Raw genomic sequence first — 17370 nt, forward strand, 5'->3', positions numbered from 1 at the left:
GGGGCGCGCCGCGGCGGTGCGGGGGGCGGGGTGGTTCCACACCCCCCCCCCACCCGCGCCCCAGCCATAGCCGTAGCCGTCGCTATAGCCATCGAAGACGTCGGGGAAGCCTGGGGCGCCCCGCGCTAGATGCGCCGCCGAGCCTTGCGGGCCCGTCGCACCAGGGCCGCGGTGCCGAGCAGCGCCACCGTCGCACCGGCCGCGCCCGCCGCTGTGGCGTCCTTGCGGCCGAGACGGCGGCCCGCGACGGTATGGCGGCCCTCCACCTCCTCCAGCAGCGCCGCCAGGACCTCCTCGTTGGTCCACTGGGGTCGCCAGCCGGCGTCGTGGAGGCGGCTCACGCTGACCACCCAGGGGTGCATCGTGTACGCCAGGTCCCCGGCCGGGGACGGGGTGAGACCGATCCGGTGCAGGCGCGCCGCGGCGCCCAGGGCGACCGCGGAGGGGAGCTCCATCCGCCGGATGCCGCTGAGCTCCTCGACCTCCTCCTGCTCCAGCCAGCCGTCGCAGCCGACCGCGAGCTCCCCGTCGACCTTCTCCAGCGCCGCGTACTCCAGCGCGCTCACCAGGTCCTCGACGTGGCAGAACTGCCAGGTGGGCCGCGATCCGGCCACCACCAGCAGCCGAGGCGACTCGAAGTACCTGGTCAGCGCGGTGTCCGTGCCGCCCACCAGCACGGCGGGCCGGACCACCGTGACGTTCAGGCCGGGGTGCGCGCGCGGTGCGCGGCGGCCCAGCCGCTCGATCTCCAGCAGGTCCCCGACGCCGGTCGCCTCCGCGGTCGCCCGCAGCTCCGCGTCCTCGGACAGGGGGATGTCGTTGTCGGGCAGCGCTCCATAGACCATCGCGGAGGTGCAGAGCACGACCCTGTGGACGCCCGCCGCCGCGGCGGCGGTCAGCACGGTCTGCGTGCCGCGCACGTTGTACGCCGTACGAGCGGCCGGGTCGGTCTCGAGGTCGAGGTCGAGTGCCAGGTGCACCACCACGTCCGCGCCGCGGAGCTTCTCGGCGATGGCCGGGTCGCGTACGTCGAGGATGTGCCACTGCGCCTCGGAGACCTCGCCCCGGCGCTCGTCGATGGCGATGACCTGCTTGATCTCCTCGGAGGCGGCCAGCCTCCGGGTCAGCAGCTCGCCGATGCCCGTGGCGGCGCCGGTGACCGCGACGACGGGACCACGGCCGCGGCCGGAAGTCTGGGTTGAGAGGTTTCGCGCTGCGCGAACCTGTGGATCTGGGGAACTCACCGGGCGTCTCCAGCGGTTGTCTTCAGTACGTACACGAATGACGCGTACGCACTAGGTGGCGTCCATCCTGCCGCAGGCCACGAGTCGGCGGAGCACCGAGCCCAGATGCGACCCGGATGTCTACGCTGGGTGGTGTTGTCGGGCAGCCGCCGCCGGCAGGAAGCCGGCGGCCCTACGAGCCGAGGAAACCCGTGAGTGACACCCCATTCGGATTCGGCCTTCCGCCGGAGGAGCCGGAGAACGGCGACGAGGGCAAGAAGAAGGATCCCGCCGGTGGTGGCCAAGGCTCCGCCGGGCAGTCCCCGATGAATCCCTTCGGTTTCGGCGCCGGAGACGGCGCGGACAATCCCTTCGCCGCCATGTTCGGCTCGCTGAACCCCAATGACCTGGGCGCCGCCTTCCAGCAGCTCGGCCAGATGCTGAGCTACGAGGGCGGTCCCGTGAACTGGGACATGGCCAAGCAGATCGCCCGCCAGACGGTCTCGCAGGGCACGGCGGACGGCGCCAAGGACGAGAGCGTGGGCCCCGCCGACCGGTCCGCGGTCGAGGAGGCCGTGCGGCTGGCCGATCTATGGCTGGACGGCGTGACCTCGATGCCCTCGGGGGCGACCACCTCCGTGGCGTGGAGCCGTGCCGAGTGGGTCGAGGCGACCCTCCCGGCGTGGCAGCAGCTCGTCGACCCGGTCGCCGAGCGGGTCGGGCTCGCCATGGGCGATGTGCTGCCCGAGGAGATGCAGGCCATGGCCGGCCCGCTGATCGGCATGATGCGCTCCATGGGCGGCGCGATGTTCGGCCAGCAGATCGGACAGGCCGTGGGCGCGCTGGCGGGCGAGGTGGTCGGCTCGACCGACATCGGTCTGCCGCTGGGCCCGGCCGGCAAGGCCGCGCTGCTCCCGCTGAACATCGAGTCCTTCGGCAAGGACCTCGGTGTGGCGAAGGAGGAGGTGCGCCTGTACCTGGCCCTTCGCGAGGCCGCCCACCAGCGGCTCTTCACCCACGTGCCGTGGCTGCGCTCGCACCTGTTCGGCGCGGTCGAGGGGTACGCCCGCGGGATCAAGGTCGACACGACCAAGCTGGAGGACGTGGTCGGCCAGATCGACCCCACGCACCCCGAGCAGCTGCAGGAGGCTCTCCAGCAGGGAATGTTCCAGCCGGAGGACACCCCGGAGCAGAAGGCGTCCCTGGCCCGTCTGGAGACCGCTCTCGCGCTCGTCGAGGGCTGGGTGGACGCCGTGGTGCACGAGGCCGCCTCGACCCGGCTGACCTCGGCGGACGCGCTGCGCGAGACGCTGCGCAGGCGCCGCGCCAGCGGCGGTCCGGCCGAGCAGACGTTCGCGACCCTGATCGGCCTCCAGCTGCGTCCGCGCCGGCTGCGCGACGCCTCCCGGCTGTGGGCCTCGCTCACCGACGCGCGGGGCGTGGACGGGCGCGACGGCCTGTGGGCGCACCCTGACATGCTGCCGACGGCCACCGACCTGGACGACCCGGACGGCTTCGTCCACCGCGAGCAGCTCGACTTCTCCGAGCTGGACAAGATGCTCGGCGAGGCGGCGAGCGGCGGCAAGCCGAAGATCGACCTCGACAAGGGCCACGAGGAGAACGGCTCGAGCCACGAGGACGGCAAGGACGACAAGGGCGACACGAGCAAGTGAGCCTCCACGACGACGCCGTTCTCGTACTGAAGAGCTATGACGATCAGGAAGAGCTGAGGCAGCTCTATCTGGACCATCTCGCCGAGCATCCGGACGGCCTGTGGAAGGCGTGCGAGGCCGGGCACGTCACCGCGAGTGCGCTGGTGATCGACCCGGAGCGCGGACGGGTGCTGCTGACGCTGCACAAGAAGCTCGGCAGATGGCTGCAGATGGGCGGCCACTGCGAGCCGGGCGACGAGACGCTGGCACTCGCGGCGCTTCGCGAGGGCGTCGAGGAGTCCGGGATCGCGGGGCTGGCGCTGCTGCCCGGCGGGCCGGTGCGCCTGGACCGGCACCGGATTCCCGCGCCGTGCAACTGGCATCTCGATGTGCAGTACGCGGCGCTGGCCCCGGCCGACGCGGTCGAGGAGATCAGCGACGAGTCGCTGGACCTGCGCTGGTTCGCGTACGACGAGGTGGCGGGCGTCTCCGACGAGTCGGTCGTACGGCTGCTGGAGCGTGCACGCGCCGCGCTGTGACGGCGCCTGAGCACGGACGACGAGTAAGGGGCGGCCTCTATGGAGGCCGCCCCTTACTCACATGCACTCTGGCGGGTGTGCCCCTCTCCTGAGGGGCGCGCGCCTGCCCTCGCTCAGTTCCAGGCGTTGTTCTGGTTCTGAGCGGCTGAGCCCTGCTGCCCCACGCCGTACTGCGCGCGCAGGCCCTCCCCGATATCCGCCGCCTGCGGCGGCAGGACCTCGCTCGGCTGGACGAGCGCGAACCCCTGGCCGAGGAAGCTCAGCTCCCAGCCCTCGCCCGTGGTGCCGCGCCGCCGCCGTACGTTCGAGGAGTGCGTCTGCGACTGCATCTGCACCCGCAGCTGGGACGACCAGGCGACGATCGCGTCGGCGTCCACGTTGACGTACTTGTCCGGCGTCACCTGCATCATCAGCGGCTGGCCGGAGGTCATCAGCGCGACCTTGCCCCGACCGGAGATATTGAGCTGGTACTTGCCGGATCCGGAGATTCCGTACTGGCTGTCCACCGCGATGACCTCGGTGTGCAGCGTGGAGTCCAGCGCCAGGACGTAGGCGCTGTCGACCGTCATGCCCTCCTGGTCGACGTCCACGACGTGGATGTACTGCGCGAGGTTCGCGAAGTAGACCGTGCCCTGCCCGGAGCAGCGCATCAGGTCGAGGCCCTCGCCGGTGTTGGCCCGGGCCCGCCGCTGGCTGTTCGTCTGGTACTCGCCGTCGAAGTCGACGAGCCCCTGGTAGGCGACCATCGCGCCCTTGCGGGCGAGGATGTCGTCATGACCGGTCAGCGAGACCCGCAGCAACTGCGGGTTCTGCACGACATAGCGGTCCTGGGACTGCTGCTCGGTGTAGCTGAAAAGCGGACTCTGCATGATGTGTTCTCCCTCCCCCTCAGCCCCGGATCCGCAGGCGGTCGGTACTGTCCTCGCTCGGCTGTACGACGACGATGCCCTGGCCCGAGAAGGCCATCTGGTACGCCTCTCCGCTGCCCCGCCCGATCAGGGAGGAGGCCTTGAAGCTGCGCTTGCCCTTCACCTTGAGGTTCGGGGACCAGGCGACGAGCGCGTCCGGGTCGACATAGGTCTCGTCCTCGCCGCGGCCGCAGTCGACGACGATCGGCGTGCCGCGCGAGGTCAGGGCGACCCAGCCGGTGCCCGCGACCTCCACGTTCCACAGGCCCTGGCCCGCGAACTTGGCGAGGCCCTTGACCCGCTCGACGCCCCACTGCAGGTGGGCGTCGAAGGCGAGCAGATTGGTGCCGTTGACGGAGAGCGAGTCGTTGTTGAGGTTGATGACGACCACGTCCGCGCCGTAGTCGGCGAGGTAGAGCAGGCCGTCGCCGGAGCACTTCATGATGGGCGCGCCCTCGCCGGTCACCCACTGGGAGGCGACCTGGCGGACGGCGGGCGGGTTCGGCTCGTACTGCACGAAGCCCTCGTAGGCGACCATGGAGCCCGTGCGCGCGTACAGGTCCTGGCCGGTGGCCATGGCGACCTTGAGCATGGTGCGGCCGTGGTTCTCCATGCGGGCCGCCATAGGTGTCGGGGCGAAGCCCGCGAGTTGCTGGTTCATATCTTCGGGCTCCCTCAGACCTCGTACGGCTGGACGACGATGAAGTTCCCGGGGGCGCCCCGGAACTGCAGGTTCACGGTCTCTCCGCTGTGTCCCGGGTACGCGTTGCGGCGCAGCCGGACCTGGCTGGAGAGGATGACCTGCGAGGCGGCCGACCATGCGACGACCGCGTTGCAGTCGGCGAACGTCGTCGGCGTGACCGGCAGCACCACGGGGATGCCGTGCGTCTTGACGACGACCGTGCCGGTGCCGTGGAACATCATGGTGAACAGCGCGCCGCCGGGGATCCCGTGGCCCTCGATCCTGCGGACCTCGTGCTGGAGCGACTCGTCGAAGGCGAGCACGTTCTCGGCGGAGACGCAGATTCCGTCGCCCTGCAGCTCGATGGAGTGCAGGTGAGCGCCCTCCTCGGCGAGGAAGACCTGGCCGCGGCCGGTGCAGCGCATCAGCTGCATCTCCTGGCCGGTGGCGTTGCCGACGATGCGGCCCGAGAACCCGGCGCCCTTGTAGCTGAAGTCGACCTTGCCCTGGTACATCACCATGCTGCCCTGGCGGGCCAGGACGGCATTGCCGCCCATAGTGAGGTCGACCCGCATGAGCTGCTGGTTCTGCGGGGTCCAGCGCTGGCCGGTGGGCGTCTCGCGGTACGACTGGAGCGCGGCCTGAAGACCGGCCCCCGCCTGCGGGACGCCCTGGGGGACGCCCTGGGGGACGCCTGGGGGCATGCCGGGAGGCTGCTGTCCGTACGGCGAGGGTGCGGGCTGCCCGTACGGCGCGGGCGCGCCCGGCGGGACCTGGCCTGGCATCTGACCCGGCATCTGCCCCGGGACCTGGCCGTACTGCGGCGGCTGCGGCGGCTGTCCGTACGGCGACGGGGCCGGGGGCGGCACGGTGCCGGCCGGCGGGGTCATCGGGGCGGCGATGGTCGGCGCGCCGTGCATCTGCGGGTTGGGCTGTGCGAACGGAGCCGGCGCCGGAGCGGCCGGGGCGCCGAAGGACGGCGCGGGCTGCGGGGCTTGAGGCGCCTGGGGGGCCTGCGGCGTCTGCGCGGGTGCGCCGAACGCCGGAGGCGCGGCGGCCTGCCCGGGCGGCGCGAACGACGGCGCGGCGCCCTGCGGCTGCTGCTGCGCGGCCGGCTGCTCCTCGGCGACCTCGCCGCCGAAGTTCTTCAGCAGCGCGTCCAGTCCGCCGTCGAAGCCCTGCCCGACGGCGGCGAAGCGCCATACGTCCTTCAGATAGAAGTCGCCGAGCATCACGGCTCGCTCGGTGGAGAACTCCGAGCCCGTGAAGGCGTACCGCACGACTTCCTCGCCGCCCGCGACGATGCGGATGTACCCAGGTCCGACCTGCGACATCTGCCCCGCGCCGTCGATCGTGGCGGTGAAGGAGAGCTTGTGGATGCTCGCCGGGATGCGGTCGAGCGTGACGCGGAACGACTCGCTGTCGCCCGACTGCGCGCCGAGCAGCTGGATGGACTCCTCCGGCGACTTCGGCTGATTGAAGAAGATGAAGTACCGGTCGTCCGACAGCTGTTCGTTGGCGTCGAGACCGAAGCAGCTGATGTCGAAGGTCAGCCCAGGAGCCGCGATCTGCACGCCTACGTACAGATCCGTTCCCGAAGTGAGATCACTGATCTTGGCCTTGTGGCCGCGTTGGAATTCCCTGGCCATGCGTAACGACCGTCCCCCATCCCGAAATGTGACTGCGTCGCGCCAGGCTAACGGCTGAGTACGACATTGAGCCAAGTCGGTACACATTCGGTACAGGACCGTCGACGGTCACTCTCCGCGAGCAGCGGGCAGATGAGGCAGCCTGTCGGCCGACACGACGCCCTCGAGATAGCCGCGTGCCCGCTCTGTGCGCGGATACGCCTCCAGGAGCCGCCAGAACCCCGGTCCGTGTCCGGGCACGAGCAGATGGGCGAGCTCGTGGACCAGCACATAGTCGACGACGTACTCGGGCATGCCCTGCAGTCGGTGCGAGAGGCGGATGCTGCCCTCCGCGGGGGTGCAGGAGCCCCAGCGGGTGTTCTGGTTGGTCACCCACCGCACCGACGTGGGTCTCGCGCGGCCGTCGAAGTACTGGGCGGACAATCGTTCCGCACGCTCGGTGAGTTCGGCGTCGCCGAGGATGCGCTTGCTCTCCTGGGTCGCCAGCTTGTCCAGCATCACGCTGACCCAGCGCTGCTCCTCCGCCTCCGACATCCGGGCGGGGATCAGGACGATGGTCCGGTCGCCCTCGCGGTAGGCGGAGACCGTCCTGCTGCGCCGGGCGCTCCGGCGGACCTCGACCGCGCTGGTCCCCGAACCGCGGGGTGGGCGGCTTTTCGCGCTGCGCTGTTGGCTGCCGGCGCTGCGCGCAGGGGGCTCCCCAGCGAGGCGAGGGGACGGCTCGACGGACACGCCCCGACGTTACTAGCTGTCAGTGGGGGAAGTCCCGTGTCCGGGACTGTTGGAGCTTGATCCACTCCCTGGCATGCACCATTTGAACGACTAATACCCCACACCTGTGGATAACTTTTCACATCCTCTGACGGCCTCCTGCATTCTGACCACAGATCGCGAAGAGTTCGGTGAACGGATCGGCGGGGGCGACGGATATGCATCCGATGGTGAAGCCTGCTTTGAAGCGAGCATGGCGAGATCGGCAGACGGTTCAGTTCGGGGTGACGCCCGCACACGCGGTGATGGTCGGCCCGGTCGACACGGCGACCGGCGCGCTGATGGAGCTGCTGGACGGGACGCGCGGACTGTCCCTGCTGCGGCAGGAGGCGCAGGCGATAGGCCTTCCGGAGAAGCAAGTGGACCTTCTGGTGGACCGGTTGCAGACGGCGGGCCTGGTCGACGATCCGACGGCGGGCGGGGCCGCGGCCGCCGCGCTGCGGAAACGGGCGGGCGCGCTCGACCGGCTCCGGCCCGACCTCGCCTCCCTCTCCGTGGTCCATCCCGAGCCGGGCGGCGGGATCCGGCGACTGGCGGGGCGCCGGCAGACGCGGGTCCAGGTGCGGGGCGCCGGCCGGGTAGGCGCGACGATCGCGGCAGTGCTGTCCGCCTCCGGGGTGGGCCGGGTCGAGGTGCTGGACGGCGGCTGCGCGGAGCCATGGGACCTGGCGCCGGGCGGACTGAGCCCAGAGGCCGTCGGCGAGCGGCGGGACACGGCGGCGCGCCGACTGGTCCGGCGGTCCGCGCCCGACCGTCCGCCGAGGGGAGCCTCGCCGGCCGCGGACCCCGGCAGCGAGCCGGGTCTCTCCCTGGTGATCGTGGCGCCGCGGGACGGGCTCGCGGCCTATGCGCCCGACTCGGCCGCGGCCCACGACTGGATCGCCGCCGGGACCCCTCATCTGTATGCCGGAGTCGTCGAGGCCACCGGAGTGGTGGGACCGCTGGTACTGCCCGGCGGGACGGCCTGCGCGGGGTGCCTGGAGCTGGGACGGGCCGAGCGCGACCCGGGGCGGGGGAGGCTGCTCGCACAGTGGCGCTCCGGCCGCCGTGATCAAGCGCCGGCCTGCGACATGGCCCTGGCCACCGCCGTCGCGGGGACGGCGGCCGCGCACGCCCTGTCGTTCCTCGACGGAGACCTGCCGGCGAGCGTGGGGGCCCGGTGCGAGGCGTCGCTGCCGCTGCTCGAGTGGCGGTCGGAGAGGATCACGCCCCATCTCGACTGCGCCTGCAGCGCACACGGGAAGAGTGAGAGGTACCACACCGCGGGGTTCGGGCCTTCGCACGAGACAATGGCCGGGTAACCGCCGTCTACGACGTCATGCCGTAGGGCAAAAGCGGCACAGCTGTCTGGGATTTGGAGGGGCGCAGCATGTCTGATCTTCCCCGGAAGGCGGTCACCCGTACCGCCAAGTTGGCCGCCCTGCCACTGGGCTTCGCAGGCCGTGCCACGTGGGGTCTGGGCAAGCGGATCGGCGGGAAGTCCGCGGAGATCGTGGCCCGGGAGATCCAACAGCGCACGGCCGAGCAGCTGTTCAAGGTGCTCGGCGAGCTCAAGGGCGGGGCGATGAAGTTCGGGCAGGCCATGTCCGTCTTCGAGTCGGCGCTTCCCGAGGAGATCGCGGGCCCCTATCGCGCGGCCCTCACCAAGCTCCAGGAGGCGGCGCCTCCGATGCCGACGCGCACCGTCCACCTCGTTCTGGAGGAGCGGCTGGGCCCACAGTGGCGTGAGCTGTTCCTCAACTTCGAGGACAAGCCGTCGGCCGCCGCCTCCATCGGCCAGGTGCACCGCGCGGTGTGGCACGACGGACGCGATGTCGCGGTGAAGGTGCAGTACCCGGGGGCGGGCGAGGCGCTGCTGTCCGATCTGACCCAGCTCAGCCGGTTCGCCCGCCTGCTGGGGCCGCTGATTCCGGGGATGGACATCAAGCCGCTGATCGCCGAGCTCCGCGACCGCGTGTCGGAGGAGCTGGACTACGAACTGGAGGCGCAGGCGCAGCGTGAGCACGCCGCTGAGTTCGCGGACGATCCCGACGTCCTGGTGCCCGAAGTGGTGCACCAGAGCGACCAGGTGCTGGTGACCGAGTGGATCGACGGAATACCGCTGGCGGACGTGATCGCCGAGGGCACCCCCGAGCAGCGGGACCGGGCGGGTCAGCTGCTGGCCCGCTTCCTCTTCTCGGGTCCCGCACGCACCGGGCTGCTCCATGCGGACCCGCACCCGGGCAACTTCCGGCTGCTCCCGGAGGAGGACGACGAGGGCGGCGTGAGCTGGCGGCTCGGGGTGCTGGACTTCGGCACCGTGGACCGGCTGCCGGGCGGGCTGCCGGCCACCATCGGCGAGTGCCTTCGGATGACGCTGGAGGGCGAAGCCGAGACGGTCTACGAGCTGCTGTGCTCGGACGGCTTCGTCAAGGAGTCGATCGAGCTCGACCCGGACGCGGTCCTGGAGTATCTGCTGCCGATCATCGAGCCTGCGGAGGTGGAGGAGTTCACCTTCACCCGGGGCTGGATGCGCCAGCAGGCGGCGCGGCTCGCCGACATCCGCTCCCCCGCGCATCAGCTGGGCAAGCAGCTCAATCTGCCGCCGGCGTATCTGCTGATCCACCGCGTGACGCTCAGCACGATCGGCGTGCTCTGTCAGCTGAACGCGACGGTGCGGCTGCGGGACGAACTCGAGTCCTGGGTGCCCGGGTTCCTGCCGGCGGACGACGAGGACGACATGCCGGTCGAGGCGCCGGCCTGACCAGTCGCCACCTGATCCGCCGCCCCTCGGGCGCGGTCGAGGCGCTGGCCTGATCTCGTCGTCGGCCTGATCCGCCGCCCCTCGGGCGCGGTCGAGGCGCCGGCCTGATCTCGTCGTCGGCCTGATCCGCCGCCCCTCGGGGCGCGGTCGAGGTGCCTGCCTCATTCGCCGCTGCCTCGGGCGTCGCGGTGGCGGGCAGCCCAGGCCCGTCGCCCTCGGGGGCGGCGGGCAGCGCTCGCGTCGCCAACAGGACGAGACGCGCCTGCCCTACCACCAGGTCGAGTCGAGCCTGCCCTCGATCGCCCTGAGGTTGGCGCGGGCGCAGTCGTCGCAGTAGTAGCGGCGGACGCCCTCCTCCACGGAGAGGGTCCAGGTGGGCGGCGTCCCATCGGCGACCGCGCCGCAGCGGGCGCACACGACGCTCTCGTCGCCCGGATGCGCGGGGTCAGGAGTCTGCTGCTGGTCCACCTCGTGACGATAACTCCGTACCGGACGGGTCGCAGGACAACGCACCGCGGGGGCCGGTCCGTTCGGACCGGCCCCCGCGGGGATCAGCTGTGATCAGTGCATGACGGCCATGGCCAGCGCACGGCGGGCGCGCAGCGAGACGCGCTCGGCGCGGCGCTGCATCCGCCGGGCGGCGACCAGGCGCACGGCCTGGCGTTCCGCGTCGGCTTCCCGCATGCGCTCGTGCATATGCGCACGTGCCAGGGCTTCTGGGATGAGTTGCATTTCACGGGTCCTGTTCTGGCGCGAGGCGGTCGCGCCGATGGTGGTGACGACTGGGGTGGCGGAGCCGGACGGCTCGCTCGTGGAAGAGGTCATGGGGGCCAGCTTCTTGGGATCGTGCGTGACGGGGCGGTCGATGGTTCCGAGGGCGGTCATGCCGCAACAACCGGGTTCTTGCGCGGGCGACCACGCGGCCGCTTCCGGGCTACGACGACGCCCTGGACGAAGAGCTCGCCGCCCCAGACGCCCCACGGCTCACGCCGCTCCTTGGCGCCCGCCAGGCAGGCCTCCATCAGCGGGCAGGTACGGCAGAGGGACTTGGCGTACTCGACGTCGGCCGGCGACTCGGCGAAGAAGACCTCCGGGTCGTAGGAACGGCAGGGGACGGGTACGCCGAGGTTCTCGATGGCGTCGTCGAGCGCGGTGAGCGCAGTGAGCGGAGTCAAGGTCGGGTCCTCCGTGAGGGCGGGCGGGGAGAGAGTCTGGGAAGGCGGTACGGACGGGGCGTGCGCTTCGAGTTGCACGGTGGTGTCTTTCCTCGTCTGGTCGTTCCGGCCTGTTGGCCGGGTGTCGGCTGGTACCGGGTGCTTCATTTCCCGAGGCCCCTTCGCTCTGTCCGCCCCGTTCGGGGCAAACAGAAGGGCCGCGGATCCCGGGTGGGGTTCCGCGGCCCTGAAGGCGCCGGCCTGATGCTGGATCAGGCTGGATCACTCCAGGGTTCGAGCCCACGGAAGGCCCACATCGTGTGGTGCTGCGTCGTCTGCTGCTTGGCTTCGGCACTGGTCGCCGCGGAGGCATAGGCCCGAGCCTTTGCCGCTGCTACTCCTGCTTCCAGTGCCATGGTCGGTCGCTCATTGCGCTCCAGGACGGGAAGGCCGCCCAGGCCGGACACGGGAAGCGCGGCGGCGATGCCGGACATGCCGGCGCCGACGAACGCCGAGGAGAAGCCGAGCGAGCAGGCGGAGACGACCGAGCGATCGGTCATTTTGGCGGTGCTGATAAAGCTGGTGGTGATGCTGATCACTGGAATCGCCTCCTCTCGGCGTCTCTGGGACCGGCCGGGGCCGATCGCGCGTATTCGGATAAGTACAGCACGAGGACAGGGCTTCAGAGAAGCGCCTGTTCTCGTGGTTAAGAACCTATGGGGACTGCTAGGGCGTGCGCAAACTATTTTTTCGACGAGTTTGCATCAGTCCTCCTCGTCGGCTTCGCCGACCTCCTGACCTGCACAGATGGCCAGCACATCGTCGCCGAAGCGCTCCAGCTTACGTCCGCCGACCCCCGAGATGCCCGCGAGCTCGCCCTCGTCGGCGGGCACGGCCTCGGCGATGGCCATCAGCGTCTTGTCCGTGAACACGCAGTACGCGGGCTGGCCGAGCTCCTTCGCCTGGCCCGAGCGCCACTCGCGCAGCCGCTCGTACAGCGCCTCGTCCATGTCGGACGGGCAGTCCTCGCAGCGCATGAGCTTCATCTCACCGGCGTCCGTGAGCGTCTTCCCGCAGACCCGGCAGAGCACCGGGCCGCGCCGCTTGCGGCGGCTGGAACCGCTGCCCCGCTCGACGCCCCCGGCGCCGAGCGCACCGCGGGAGCCCGGGGCGGCGGAGCCGGGGCGCAGCCCGTTCAGGAAGCGGGAGGGGCGGCGGGAGGCCCGGCCGCCGGGCGAGCGCGAGAGCGCCCAGGAGAGCGTCAGATGCAGCCGGGCCCGGGTGACGCCGACGTAGAGCAGCCGGCGCTCCTCCTCGACCTGCTCGTCGGTCTTGGCGTAGGTGATCGGCATCATGCCCTCGGTGAGGCCGACCAGGAACACGGCGTCCCACTCCAGGCCCTTCGCCGAGTGGAGGGAGGCGAGGGTGACGCCCTGGACGGTGGGCGCGTGCTGTGCCGCGGCGCGCTCGTCCAGCTCGGCGACCAGATCGCCGAGGGTCGCCCCGGGCTTGACCCGTACGAAGTCCTCGGCGAGGCGCACCAGCGCGGCCAGCGACTCCCAGCGGTCGCGCACCGCGCCCGAGCCGGCGGGCGGCTCGGTGGTCCAGCCCTTGGTGGAGAGCACCGCCCGCACCTGGGAGGGCAGGTCCTCGGCGTCGTCGAGCAGCGAGTCGTTGCCCCCCGCCCGGGCCGCGCCGCGCAGGGCGATTCCTGCCTCGCGCACCTCCTGGCGCTCGAAAAAGCGCTCGGCGCCGCGCAGCTGGTAGGGGACTCCGGCGTCGGCCAGCGCCTGCTCGTAGACCTCGGACTGGGCGTTGATGCGGTAGAGCACGGCGATCTCGCCGGCCGGTACGCCCGCGGCGATCAGGTCGCGGATGCGGCGGGCGGTGCCCTCGGCCTCGGCCGGCTCGTCCGCGTACTCGGTGTAGGCGGGCTCGGGGCCGGGGTCGCGCTGGGAGATCAGCTCCAGCCGGTGCTCGGCGGCCCGGCCGCTGGCCTGGCCCAGCAGGCCGTTGGCGAGATGGACCACCTGGGGCGTGGAGCGGTAGTCGCGGACCAGCTTGACGACGGTCGCGCCGGGGTGGCGGGTGCGGAAGTTCAGCAGATGGTCGGGGGTGGCGCCGGTGAAGGAGTAGATCGTCTGGCTGGCGTCGCCGACGACGCACAGGCTGTCCCGGTCGCCGAGCCACAGGTCGAGCAGCCGCTGCTGGAGCGGGCTGACGTCCTGATACTCGTCGACCACGAAGTGGTGGTACTGGCGGCGGATCTGGTCGGCGATGTCGTGGCGGTCCTGGAGGATGCCGACGGTCAGCAGCAGCACGTCCTCGAAGTCGATCGCCGAGCGGTCGCGCTTGAGCTGTTCGTACATCGCGTAGATCTGGCTGAGCTCGGCCGGATCGCGCGGGGCGTCGCGCAGGGACTTGGCGACCGCGGCCGGATAGTCGGCGGGCACGGTCTGGGTGACCTTGGCCCACTCGATCTCGCTGGTGACGTCCCGCAGCTCATTGCGGTCCAGCCGGATGCGGCAGCGGGCGGCGGACTCGGCGACCAGCTGGATCTTGCGCTCGAGCAGCCGCGGCAGGTCGCCGCCGACGGCCTTGGGCCAGAAGTACTGGAGCTGGCGCAGGGCCGCGGAGTGGAAGGTGCGCGCCTGGACGCCTCCGGCGCCGAGCTGGCGCAGTCGGCCGCGCATCTCGCCGGCGGCGCGGTTGGTGAAGGTGACGGCCAGCACGCTGGCGGGCTGGAGTATGCCCGCGCGCACGCCGTACGCGATGCGGTGGGTGATCGCGCGCGTCTTGCCCGTGCCGGCGCCTGCCAGCACGCACACCGGACCGTGCAGGGCCGTCGCGACCTCGCGCTGCTCGGGGTCGAGCCCGTCGAGCACCGCGTCCGCCGACTCGGGGACCTGCGGGAAAAGGGAGGAGTGCGTTGCTGCTGTCACCCTGCCATGCTGCCAGCTCTCGAGGGGCTGCCGGGACCGTTGTCCACAAGGGAGTCTGGCCGGTCGTACTAATGCCCTCGCCGCATGGCCTGACGCCCTCGCCTCATGGCCCGGCTCCGTCCGGACCGCCCCGCTCCGTCCGGACCGCCCCGGTCCCGGCGCGGGAATGGCGGACCGGTCGCGTACGTTCGAGTACCGGGGCGCACCCACAGCCCCATGAGCCTAAGGAGCGGGAGAAGAAGATGCAGGGATCTCTGACGATGTACAGCACGACCTGGTGCGGCTACTGCCGGCGGCTGAAGGGTCAGCTGGACCGCGAGGGCATCAGCTACGTAGAGGTCAACATCGAGCAGGACCCCGAGTCGGCGGCCTTCGTCGAGAAGGCCAACGGAGGCAACCAGACCGTGCCGACCGTCCTCTTCTCCGACGGCTCCACCCTGACCAACCCCTCGCTGGCCCAGGTCAAGCAGAAGATCGGCGTCTGAGGAAGCCGGGGGACGCCGGCCAGGCCGGCGCCTGACCGGGACGCCACGGCCGGACGGTCGGTCGGCGCACAGCGCGCCGGACCCACCACGCATAGACGCCCAGGCCCACCGCGGGCCTGGGCGTCCGTGCGTCTGCGGGTGCCCGACCGGGGCTGAGCGGGCGCTAAGCGACGTCTCCGGGCTTCGGCAGCGGCGTGCCGTACCAGCGCTCGATCAGCCGGGCCGCGATCGAGATACCGAAGGGAGGCAGCACCTCCCCGGACTCGAAGGCAGCCCGAAGGTCCTCCCGGGAGAACCAGCGCGCCTCCTGGATCTCCTCCCCGTCCACGTTGATCTCGGCGGACGTCGCACGCGCCATGAAGCCCAGCATCAGGCTGGACGGGAAGGGCCAGGGCTGGCTGGCGATGTACTCCACGTCGCCGACGGTGACGCCCGCCTCCTCGAAGACCTCGCGGCGCACCGACTGCTCGATCGACTCGCCCGGCTCGACGAAGCCGGCGAGCGTCGAGAAGCGGCCCTCGGGCCAGTGCACTTGGCGGCCCAGCAGAGCGCGGTCCTGGTCGTCGGTGACGAGCATGATCACGGCCGGGTCGGTACGGGGGTAGTGCTCGGCCCCGCACGCCGGGCAGCGGCGGATGTGGCCCGCCGCCGCGATGACCGTGCGCTCGCCGCAGCGCGAGCAGAAACGGTGGAGCCGCTGCCAGTTCTCCAGCGCCACCGCGTGCACCAGCAGCCCCGCGTCGCGCGGCGAGAGCAGCAGTCCCGCCTCGCGCAGGCCGGCGGGGCGGGCGGACTGGTCCATGCGGCCGGGCAGCGCGTCCTTCTGGAGCGCGAAGTAGCGCACGCCGTCCTCGTCCGTGCCCAGGAAGTACCGGTGGGTCTCGGTGACGGGGGCCTCGAAGGCCGGGGTCATGACCAGCTCGGTGCGGCCGTCGGGAGCGTCGTCGATCAGCGCCTGCCCGCCCGAGACCACGAAGACCCGGGTCGTCGGGTGGCTCCACGCCGCGGCCAGCCACGCCTCGTCGAGGCGGTGGTGCGCCTCGCGGTCGATGCCGCTCGGCAGCGTGAGTCCGATCGGGCGGTCTGCGGTGGCGTAGCTGTTGGTGCTGGTGCTGGTGCTCACGGTACTTCCAACTCCCCCGGGTGGATTGGGTGTCAGGTCTCGAAGGGCGCTCGGCGGAGGGCGTCTCGGCAGGAGGGCGCTCCTCGGGAGTGCGGCTCAGCGAAGGGCGGCGGCGAGGTCTCCCCACAGGTGAGCGGTGGTCTCGACGCCCTTGAGGAGGAGGTCCAGCTCGACCTTCTCGTTGGGCGCGTGCCAGCCGTCGGACGGAACGGAGACGCCGAGGAAGAGCACCGGGGCGCCCAGCACGTCCTGGAGGTCCGCGGCGGGTCCCGAGCCGCCCTCGCGGGTGAAGCGGATCTTCTGTCCGTCGAAGGCCCGGCTCATGGCGCGTACGACCGACTGGAGAGCCGGGTGGTCGAGCGACGTCAGACAGGGGCGGGTCGCCGCGCCGAAGGCGATCTCGTGGCGGACGCCCGCCGGGATCCGCTCGGCGACCCACTGGCGGACGGCCTTCTCCACATGGTCCGGGTCCTGGCCGGCGACCAGGCGGAACGAGAGCTTCAGCTGGGCGGAGGACGGGATGATCGTCTTGCCGCCGGGGCCCTGGTAGCCGCCGCCTATGCCGTTGACCTCGGCGGTCGGACGGGTCCAGACGCGCTCCAGCGTCGAGAAGCCGGCCTCGCCGAGCGTGCCGTACGACTTGGCGGTGGTCAGCCAGGACGCCTCGTCGAAGGGGAGCTCGGCGATGAGCTCCCGCTCGGCGTCGGTGAGCGGCGCGATGCCGTCGTAGAAGCCGGGGATCGTGACGTGCTCGTCGGCGTCGTGCAGCGCCGCGACGATGCGGGCGGCCACGGTGGCGGGGTTGGGCACCGCGCCGCCGAAGGAGCCGGAGTGGATGTCCTGGTCGGGGCCGTACAGGGAGATCTCGCAGTCGGCGACGCCGCGCATGCCGGTGCAGACGGTCGGGGTCGTCTCCGACCACATGCCGGTGTCGGAGACGATCACGGCGTCGGCGGCGAGGCGGGCGGCGCGGGACTCTACGAGGGCGCGGAAGTTCGGGGAGCCGGACTCCTCTTCACCCTCGATCAGCAGCTTCAGGTTGACCGCGGGGGCGGTGCGGCCGGTGGCGGCGAGGTGGGCCCGGACGCCCAGCGTGTGGAAGAAGACCTGTCCCTTGTCGTCCGCCGCGCCGCGGCCGTACATCCGGCCGTCGACGATCTGCGGCTCGAAGGGCTCGGTGTGCCAGCCGTCCTCGCGGGCGGCGGGCTGGACGTCGTGGTGGCCGTAGACGAGGACCGTGGGGGCGTCCGGGTCGCCGGAGGGCCACTCGGCGAAGACCGCGGGAGCGCCGGGGGTGGGCCAGATCTCGGCGACCGGGAAGCCGGTCTCCGCGAGCTTGGCGGCGAGCCACTCGGCGCTGCGCCGTACGTCCGCGTCGTGGGCGGGCTGGGCCGACACGGAGGGGATGCGGAGCCACTCGGCGAGGTCGCCGAGGAATGCGTCGCGGTGCTCCTCGATGTACGTACGGACGGCGCTGTCCGGGGTGTCGCTCATGCTCT

General features: G+C 71.5%; 17 protein-coding genes. 5 read left to right on the forward strand and 12 right to left on the reverse strand.

Features of this window, described 5'->3' with window-relative positions; all coding sequences use genetic code 11:
- Positions 1–125: 125 nt before the first annotated feature.
- Positions 126–1244: an SDR family oxidoreductase gene (locus AB0M39_RS32125; RefSeq protein WP_365369967.1), complete on the reverse strand. Its 1119-nt coding sequence runs from the start codon at positions 1242–1244 to the stop codon at positions 126–128.
- 191 nt (positions 1245–1435) lie between these two features.
- Between AB0M39_RS32125 and AB0M39_RS32130 the strand changes: the two genes are divergently transcribed.
- Together AB0M39_RS32130 and AB0M39_RS32135 are read left to right on the forward strand one after the other, a co-directional pair.
- The gene (locus AB0M39_RS32130; protein ID WP_365369969.1) at positions 1436–2896 is read left to right on the forward strand and encodes a zinc-dependent metalloprotease; all 1461 of its coding nucleotides are present in this window, start codon (positions 1436–1438) and stop codon (positions 2894–2896) included.
- On the forward strand, positions 2893–3414 hold the full coding sequence (locus tag AB0M39_RS32135) for an NUDIX hydrolase (RefSeq protein WP_365369971.1): 522 nt from the start codon (positions 2893–2895) through the stop codon (positions 3412–3414). Before AB0M39_RS32130 ends, AB0M39_RS32135 begins: the two co-directional genes overlap by 4 nt.
- A gap of 113 nt (positions 3415–3527) precedes the next feature.
- On the opposite strand, the gene AB0M39_RS32140 is transcribed toward AB0M39_RS32135, so the two are convergent.
- The 4 genes from AB0M39_RS32140 to AB0M39_RS32155 all read right to left on the reverse strand — a co-directional run bounded on the left by AB0M39_RS32140 (position 3528) and on the right by AB0M39_RS32155 (position 7385).
- Entirely contained in the window at positions 3528–4283 is a 756-nt protein-coding gene (locus tag AB0M39_RS32140) for an AIM24 family protein (RefSeq protein WP_365369973.1), read from the reverse strand.
- A 19-nt stretch (positions 4284–4302) separates the two neighbouring features.
- Entirely contained in the window at positions 4303–4983 is a 681-nt protein-coding gene (locus tag AB0M39_RS32145) for an AIM24 family protein (protein ID WP_365369975.1), read from the reverse strand.
- Between the two features lie 14 nt (positions 4984–4997).
- The gene (locus tag AB0M39_RS32150) at positions 4998–6653 is read right to left on the reverse strand and encodes a TerD family protein (RefSeq protein ID WP_365369977.1); all 1656 of its coding nucleotides are present in this window, start codon (positions 6651–6653) and stop codon (positions 4998–5000) included.
- Between the two features lie 108 nt (positions 6654–6761).
- Positions 6762–7385 carry a M48 family metallopeptidase gene (locus AB0M39_RS32155; protein ID WP_365369978.1) on the reverse strand — a complete coding sequence of 208 codons (624 nt, stop codon included), beginning with the start codon at positions 7383–7385 and terminating at the stop codon, positions 6762–6764.
- A gap of 197 nt (positions 7386–7582) precedes the next feature.
- Between AB0M39_RS32155 and AB0M39_RS32160 the strand changes: the two genes are divergently transcribed.
- Both AB0M39_RS32160 and AB0M39_RS32165 read left to right on the forward strand, forming a co-directional pair.
- Positions 7583–8725 (forward strand): ThiF family adenylyltransferase, encoded by a 1143-nt coding sequence (locus AB0M39_RS32160; RefSeq protein WP_365369980.1) that lies wholly within the window; start codon positions 7583–7585, stop codon positions 8723–8725.
- A gap of 68 nt (positions 8726–8793) precedes the next feature.
- Positions 8794–10167: an AarF/ABC1/UbiB kinase family protein gene (locus AB0M39_RS32165; protein ID WP_365369982.1), complete on the forward strand. Its 1374-nt coding sequence runs from the start codon at positions 8794–8796 to the stop codon at positions 10165–10167.
- 267 nt (positions 10168–10434) lie between these two features.
- Here AB0M39_RS32165 and AB0M39_RS32170 read toward each other — a convergent pair whose 3' ends face one another.
- From AB0M39_RS32170 to AB0M39_RS32190, 5 genes are all read right to left on the reverse strand, one after another.
- A complete protein-coding gene (locus tag AB0M39_RS32170; RefSeq protein WP_365369984.1) occupies positions 10435–10635 on the reverse strand; it encodes a hypothetical protein in 201 nt (66 codons plus the stop codon).
- 93 nt (positions 10636–10728) lie between these two features.
- Complete coding sequence (locus AB0M39_RS32175; protein ID WP_365369985.1) at positions 10729–11052, reverse strand: hypothetical protein; 324 nt, start codon at positions 11050–11052, stop codon at positions 10729–10731.
- A complete protein-coding gene (locus tag AB0M39_RS32180) occupies positions 11049–11420 on the reverse strand; it encodes a WhiB family transcriptional regulator (protein WP_365369987.1) in 372 nt (123 codons plus the stop codon). Before AB0M39_RS32180 ends, AB0M39_RS32175 begins: the two co-directional genes overlap by 4 nt.
- Before the next feature lie 173 nt (positions 11421–11593).
- Positions 11594–11920: a hypothetical protein gene (locus AB0M39_RS32185; protein WP_365369989.1), complete on the reverse strand. Its 327-nt coding sequence runs from the start codon at positions 11918–11920 to the stop codon at positions 11594–11596.
- 165 nt (positions 11921–12085) lie between these two features.
- A complete protein-coding gene (locus AB0M39_RS32190) occupies positions 12086–14263 on the reverse strand; it encodes an ATP-dependent DNA helicase UvrD2 (protein WP_365369991.1) in 2178 nt (725 codons plus the stop codon).
- Positions 14264–14505: 242 nt separating this feature from the next.
- Between AB0M39_RS32190 and AB0M39_RS32195 the strand changes: the two genes are divergently transcribed.
- Positions 14506–14748, forward strand: coding sequence for a mycoredoxin (locus AB0M39_RS32195; protein WP_365369993.1), 243 nt, complete (start codon positions 14506–14508; stop codon positions 14746–14748).
- 163 nt (positions 14749–14911) lie between these two features.
- Here the strand turns inward: AB0M39_RS32195 and nudC are convergent, their stop codons facing one another.
- Positions 14912–15871, reverse strand: coding sequence for an NAD(+) diphosphatase (gene nudC / locus AB0M39_RS32200; RefSeq protein WP_365369995.1), 960 nt, complete (start codon positions 15869–15871; stop codon positions 14912–14914).
- Between the two features lie 96 nt (positions 15872–15967).
- A complete protein-coding gene (locus tag AB0M39_RS32205; RefSeq protein WP_365369997.1) occupies positions 15968–17365 on the reverse strand; it encodes a dipeptidase in 1398 nt (465 codons plus the stop codon).
- Between the last annotated feature and the right edge of the window lie 5 nt (positions 17366–17370).

The sequence above is a fragment of the Streptomyces sp. NPDC051907 genome, assembly GCF_040681075.1.
Taxonomy (GTDB): domain Bacteria; phylum Actinomycetota; class Actinomycetes; order Streptomycetales; family Streptomycetaceae; genus Streptomyces.

Bases quoted from the DNA above. Each gene is read 5' to 3' on its own strand.
- AB0M39_RS32140 (WP_365369973.1), bottom strand. From the start codon at position 4,283: ATGCAGAGTCCGCTTTTCAGCTACACCGAGCAGCAGTCCCAGGACCGC.
- AB0M39_RS32145 (WP_365369975.1), bottom strand. From the start codon at position 4,983: ATGAACCAGCAACTCGCGGGCTTCGCCCCGACACCTATGGCGGCCCGC.
- AB0M39_RS32150 (WP_365369977.1), bottom strand. From the start codon at position 6,653: ATGGCCAGGGAATTCCAACGCGGCCACAAGGCCAAGATCAGTGATCTC.
- AB0M39_RS32160 (WP_365369980.1), top strand. From the start codon at position 7,583: ATGCATCCGATGGTGAAGCCTGCTTTGAAGCGAGCATGGCGAGATCGG.
- AB0M39_RS32165 (WP_365369982.1), top strand. From the start codon at position 8,794: ATGTCTGATCTTCCCCGGAAGGCGGTCACCCGTACCGCCAAGTTGGCC.
- AB0M39_RS32175 (WP_365369985.1), bottom strand. From the start codon at position 11,052: ATGACCGCCCTCGGAACCATCGACCGCCCCGTCACGCACGATCCCAAG.
- AB0M39_RS32195 (WP_365369993.1), top strand. From the start codon at position 14,506: ATGCAGGGATCTCTGACGATGTACAGCACGACCTGGTGCGGCTACTGC.
- AB0M39_RS32205 (WP_365369997.1), bottom strand. From the start codon at position 17,365: ATGAGCGACACCCCGGACAGCGCCGTCCGTACGTACATCGAGGAGCAC.